Here is a 4,119-nt window from a genome sequence, read left to right as displayed (position 1 = left end):
CCGCGCGGACGGCGCCGGTCACGTCGTTGCCGCCGTGCACCCAGTAGCCGAAGGGGCGGCCCCGGGTGTCGTCCAGGCACGGGTAGTAGATCTGGTCGAAGAAATGCTTGAGGGCGCCGGACATGTAACCGAGGTTGGCCGGGGTGCCGAGGAGGTAGCCGTCGGCGGCCAGCACGTCGGAGGCGGTCGCGGCGAGGGCGGCGCGGCGGACGACGCGGACGCCCTCGATCTCAGGCGCCGTGGCGCCGGACACGACGGCCTCGAAGAGTTCCTGGCAGTTCGGCGACGGCGTGTGGTGGATGATCAGCAAGGTGGGCACGCCCGCACCCTGCCCTGCCTGCGCTCCGGTCCGCAAACAGGGCTGCCCGGAGTGCGGGTATGGGTGCGACGATGCCGGGCACCGGTAGGGAACGTGAGAGGAGCCGTCTTGGCAGAGGAAGAGCAGCGGGCACCGGCGGCGGTGGTGTTCGACACGCTGGGCATCGCCTATGAGCAGGCGTTCGCCGCCTCCGGGCCGCATCTGGCCTCGCTGAGCTGGCTGGTGGACCACCTGATGCCGGGCAGCCGGGTGCTGGACGTGGGCAGCGGCACCGGCCGGCCCACCGCCGAGGCACTCGCACGGGCCGGACACCGGGTGCTGGGGGTCGACGTGTCACCGGTGATGGTCGAGCTGGCCGCGCGCCAGGTGCCGGACGCCGAGTTCAAGGTGGCCGACATCCGTGAACTGGATCTAAAGGAAGGGTCCTTCGAAGCGGTCTGCGTGTACTTCTCGCTGCTCCAGATGTCCCGCGCCGAACAGCGGGACGTCCTCACCTCGCTGGCGCGGGCGCTGCGGCCGGGCGGTCTCGCGGTGCTGGCCACGGTGCCGGTGGACGTGGCCGACGCGGAGACCGAGTTCATGGGGCAGCCGGTACGGGTGAGCAGCTTCTCCCCCGACGACTTCGCCCAGCTCGCCACCGACGCGGGGTTCTCCGTGCTGTCCGAGGCGCACGCCACCTTCATGCCGGCCCACGCCGACGCCGGTCCGGAGCCGCATCTGTTCCTGTACTGCCGGCGTACGGCGCACTGAACCCCCGGTTCCCGCACGGGAACCGGGGGCTCGGGGCTCAGTAGCGCAGACGCCGGGCGCGGAGGAGCATCACCAGGCCGGAGGCGGCCAGCAGCACGCCGAGGGCCGCGGGCCACAGGTTGGCTCCCGTCTCGGCGAGGCCGCCGTTGCCCACGGCCTGCGGCTCCAGGTTCGCGGGCGGCGGGGTGGTGACGGCGGCGGCCTGCGCCGGGGAGGACTCGGAGACCTGGGGCGCGGCGGCGGTGGCCGGGGCGCTGGACTCGTCCCGCTTGGGGGTGCCGCCCTGGTTCTTGGTGGTGTTGGCCGGGGCGGTCGTGGCGTCGACGCGGGGGGCCTCGACGGGGTTGGACTGCGCGGGCTGCCCGGCCGGGGCGGTGCCGGCGGGCTGGTCGGGCTGGGCCGGCTGGTCGGGCCTGCCCGGCTGCTCCGACTGCGCCGGCTGGGACTCCGCGGGCTTCCCGGGCTCGGCGGTCGCGCTCGGCTCGGCGGTGTTCTGACCGCCACCGGGCTGCTCGCTCGGCTCGGCCGTCCCGCCCTTGCCGTCGTCGCCCTTGCCGTCGTCGCCGGGACCGCAGTTCCGGCCGGAGTTGATGCAGTCGACCATCGTGCGCATCAGGCCCTCGTCGAAGACGTTGATGAAGTCGCCGTGGTCGGTGACCGGCTTGTGCTGCTGCTCCGGGAAGGAGTCGACCGCGAACAGCGGGGTGCTCTTACCGCCGTCGTTCAGGCTCGGCGCGTCCACGTCGTAGACGATCCGCTGGACGAGCTGCGGGATGGCCTTGAACCCTTCGGGGCAGTTTCCCTGGGCGTCGGCGAAGGCCACATGGGTGCGGTGGTTGGCACTGTCGGCATTGCGGCCGTCCCAGCAGCTCTGGAAGTGGAAGCTGCGCACCACGTCGCTCCCCGCCGGGCACAGCGGGTACTGGTCCTTGAGCTGCCGGTCCTCGAACCCGGTGCAGCTCCAAGAGGCGTTGGCGTTGGCGGGTCCGTTGACGAACGCCTTGGCGTCACCGGTGATGATGCGCAGCAGCCGCGGCATCTCGGTGACCTTGCCGCTCGGGCTGCCGACGAAGGTCAGGGTGACCTCCTTGGGCGTGACGATCTGGCCCGCGTTGCCCTCGGTACCGCCGCCCGGCGCCCCGGCGTCCCGCTCCTGCTTGCCGTTCTGCAGGCGCAGCACCGGCCAGTAGTACGTGGACCTGTCGCCCTGGTCGGCGCAGCTCGTCCTGGCGTCGGCGAGGTCCTGGTCGCTGGCGAAGGCGGTGTTGGACTGGTTGCCGACGTAGTCGTGGAAGTGGTGGGCGCCGTTGGAGACACCGGGGGCCACGATCACGTTGTCCGAGTTGAACAGGCCGTTCTCGTTGACCCCGCACTCGGTGCGGAAGGTGCCACCGGGGGGCGCCTTGGGAGCGTTGGGCTGTACGGAGTTGATGTCCGCGTAGTCGGCGGCCACGGGACCGTTGCCGCCCTGGCCGGTGCCGCCGTTCTGGCCCTGCCCCTGGCCCTGGCCCTGACCCTGCCCTTGGCCCTGGCCCTGGTTCGGGTCCCCGCCCTGGGAGGGCGCGGCGGATTCGCCACCGGGCGCCGCCTCGGCGGGGCGCAGGGTGCAGGCGGCGAGCGCGTCGAGCTGGTCGGGGCGGTTCCCGGCCCGGCCGATGGCGTCGGCGATACGGCCCAGGGTGGCGGTCCGCTTGTCCTTCAGCGGGTTCATCACCGAGTTGTCGGCGGCCTCGGGGTCCTGCCGGAGCGCGTCCGCCGACTGCTGGAGCCGCTGGTACGCCTCCGCGATCTGCTGGTCCAACTGGGCCAGTTCACGGTCGACGTCCCCGCGGGCCGCCTCCGGTACGTCGGTCAGCCGGGCGCCGACGTCGGGGCAGTCGATGGTGGCCATGCCGGCCGACCTGAGAGATGCGGCGGCCGCGTCGCCGGAGCCCTGTCCGCTCCAGCCGCCTTCGCTGGCCGACGCGTAGACGTTCGCCGCGACGAGGCCGCCGCCGCCGAGCATCAGCGCGACCGCGGCGAGGGTCACGCGTCGTGCGCCGGTCGGGCGCCTGCGCCTGTTCGGTTCCAAGATCGTCCCCTGCGAGTCGTGGTCGGTGGGGGCATGTGGCGCCCCACATCCATACGCGGGGTGGCACCGGTGTGTTCAGCCCGGCCCGGATTTCATGGCGAACTCTCAAGAAAACTGCGCCAGATGAGGCATATAGGGTCACGCGCGCACCCGTACGGGGGAGTCGGCCACGCGGGTGCCTAGTGTGCCCATCCGAACACGGCGGCGAACATCACAAATACGTATCGGACATTCCACCCGGTGACCTTCACACGAGTGACACAAGTTGGCTAGGTTGACCGCAGGCCGCCCGGCTCCCCGTCCCCAGGAGCCCGCAGCGGCGTCCGGTACGGGAGATTCGACCGACTTCCGGGCGCGCCGGCCCAACTGCCCTGCGGGGCAAGGAAGGAGTCGTCTCCCATGGCGCCGGAGAGTCACGAAGAGGTTCGGCAGCGGATCGACTCCCTCTACGCACGGGCCGAGAACGCGACGGGCAACTACAACGCCACCCGCGCGATGGCGGCCGCCACCCGCAGGCGGGGCGTCCCGTTGGCCAAGCGCTCCGGCAGCCGTCCCGATCCCGCGCTCGACGCCGTGACCCGCCAGTGGTTCGACGCGGCCCGCGCGAAGGCCGGGCCGACCGTGCCCGCCGCGCTCCCCGCCGATCGGATGCCCGACAACGGCCCTGCCGTGGAACGCACTTGGACCGCCGCCGAACTGGGCCTGCCCAGCCTCGCGCCCGAGACGCCCGCGCTGCCCGCGGGTTCCTCGCAGCGTCCGGTGGCCGAGCTGACGGGCGGCACGCCGTCCACCCCGGCACTGGAGGCGGCGGGTACGACGACCGCGCTTCCTCCGGCCGCGCCCGTGGCGGCGCTGCCGGCCGCGCCGGGGGCGCAACCGCCGTTGGATGCGCCCCAGTTGACGCCCCCTGCCATGCCGGCCGGTGAACCGGTCCTCGGCGGCTCCGGCATGCCGGGCCTCCCGGCCGCTCCTGCGCCGA

3 protein-coding genes and 1 pseudogene are annotated in these 4,119 nt (G+C 72.8%); 2 read left to right on the top strand and 2 right to left on the bottom strand.

The window, feature by feature from the left end:
* On the bottom strand, nucleotides 1-319 hold a 319-nt coding region (locus GT030_RS36615), incomplete at its 3' end, for an NAD(P)H-dependent oxidoreductase (RefSeq protein WP_346009698.1).
* Nucleotides 320-427: 108 nt separating this feature from the next.
* On the opposite strand from GT030_RS36615, the gene GT030_RS20680 reads away from it, so the two are divergent.
* Nucleotides 428-1,069 (top strand): class I SAM-dependent methyltransferase, encoded by a 642-nt coding sequence (locus tag GT030_RS20680; protein WP_237522710.1) that lies wholly within the window; start codon nucleotides 428-430, stop codon nucleotides 1,067-1,069.
* 37 nt (nucleotides 1,070-1,106) lie between these two features.
* Here the strand turns inward: GT030_RS20680 and GT030_RS20675 are convergent, their stop codons facing one another.
* Nucleotides 1,107-3,074: a DUF1996 domain-containing protein gene (locus GT030_RS20675; RefSeq protein WP_161202373.1), complete on the bottom strand. Its 1,968-nt coding sequence runs from the start codon at nucleotides 3,072-3,074 to the stop codon at nucleotides 1,107-1,109.
* A 465-nt stretch (nucleotides 3,075-3,539) separates the two neighbouring features.
* Here GT030_RS20675 and GT030_RS20670 point away from each other — a divergent pair.
* Nucleotides 3,540-4,119, top strand: a pseudogene (locus tag GT030_RS20670) (peptidoglycan endopeptidase); the annotation flags it as partial.

The sequence above is a fragment of the Streptomyces sp. SID1328 genome (genome assembly GCF_009865595.1).
Lineage (GTDB): Bacteria > Actinomycetota > Actinomycetes > Streptomycetales > Streptomycetaceae > Streptomyces > Streptomyces griseoluteus.
This window is presented reverse-complemented; position numbering and strand designations above follow the sequence as displayed.

What these genes read in the sequence shown, in the direction of transcription:
- GT030_RS20675 (WP_161202373.1), bottom strand. Translation starts at nt 3,074, where the DNA reads ATGCTCGGCGGCGGCGGCCTCGTCGCGGCGAACGTCTACGCGTCGGCC.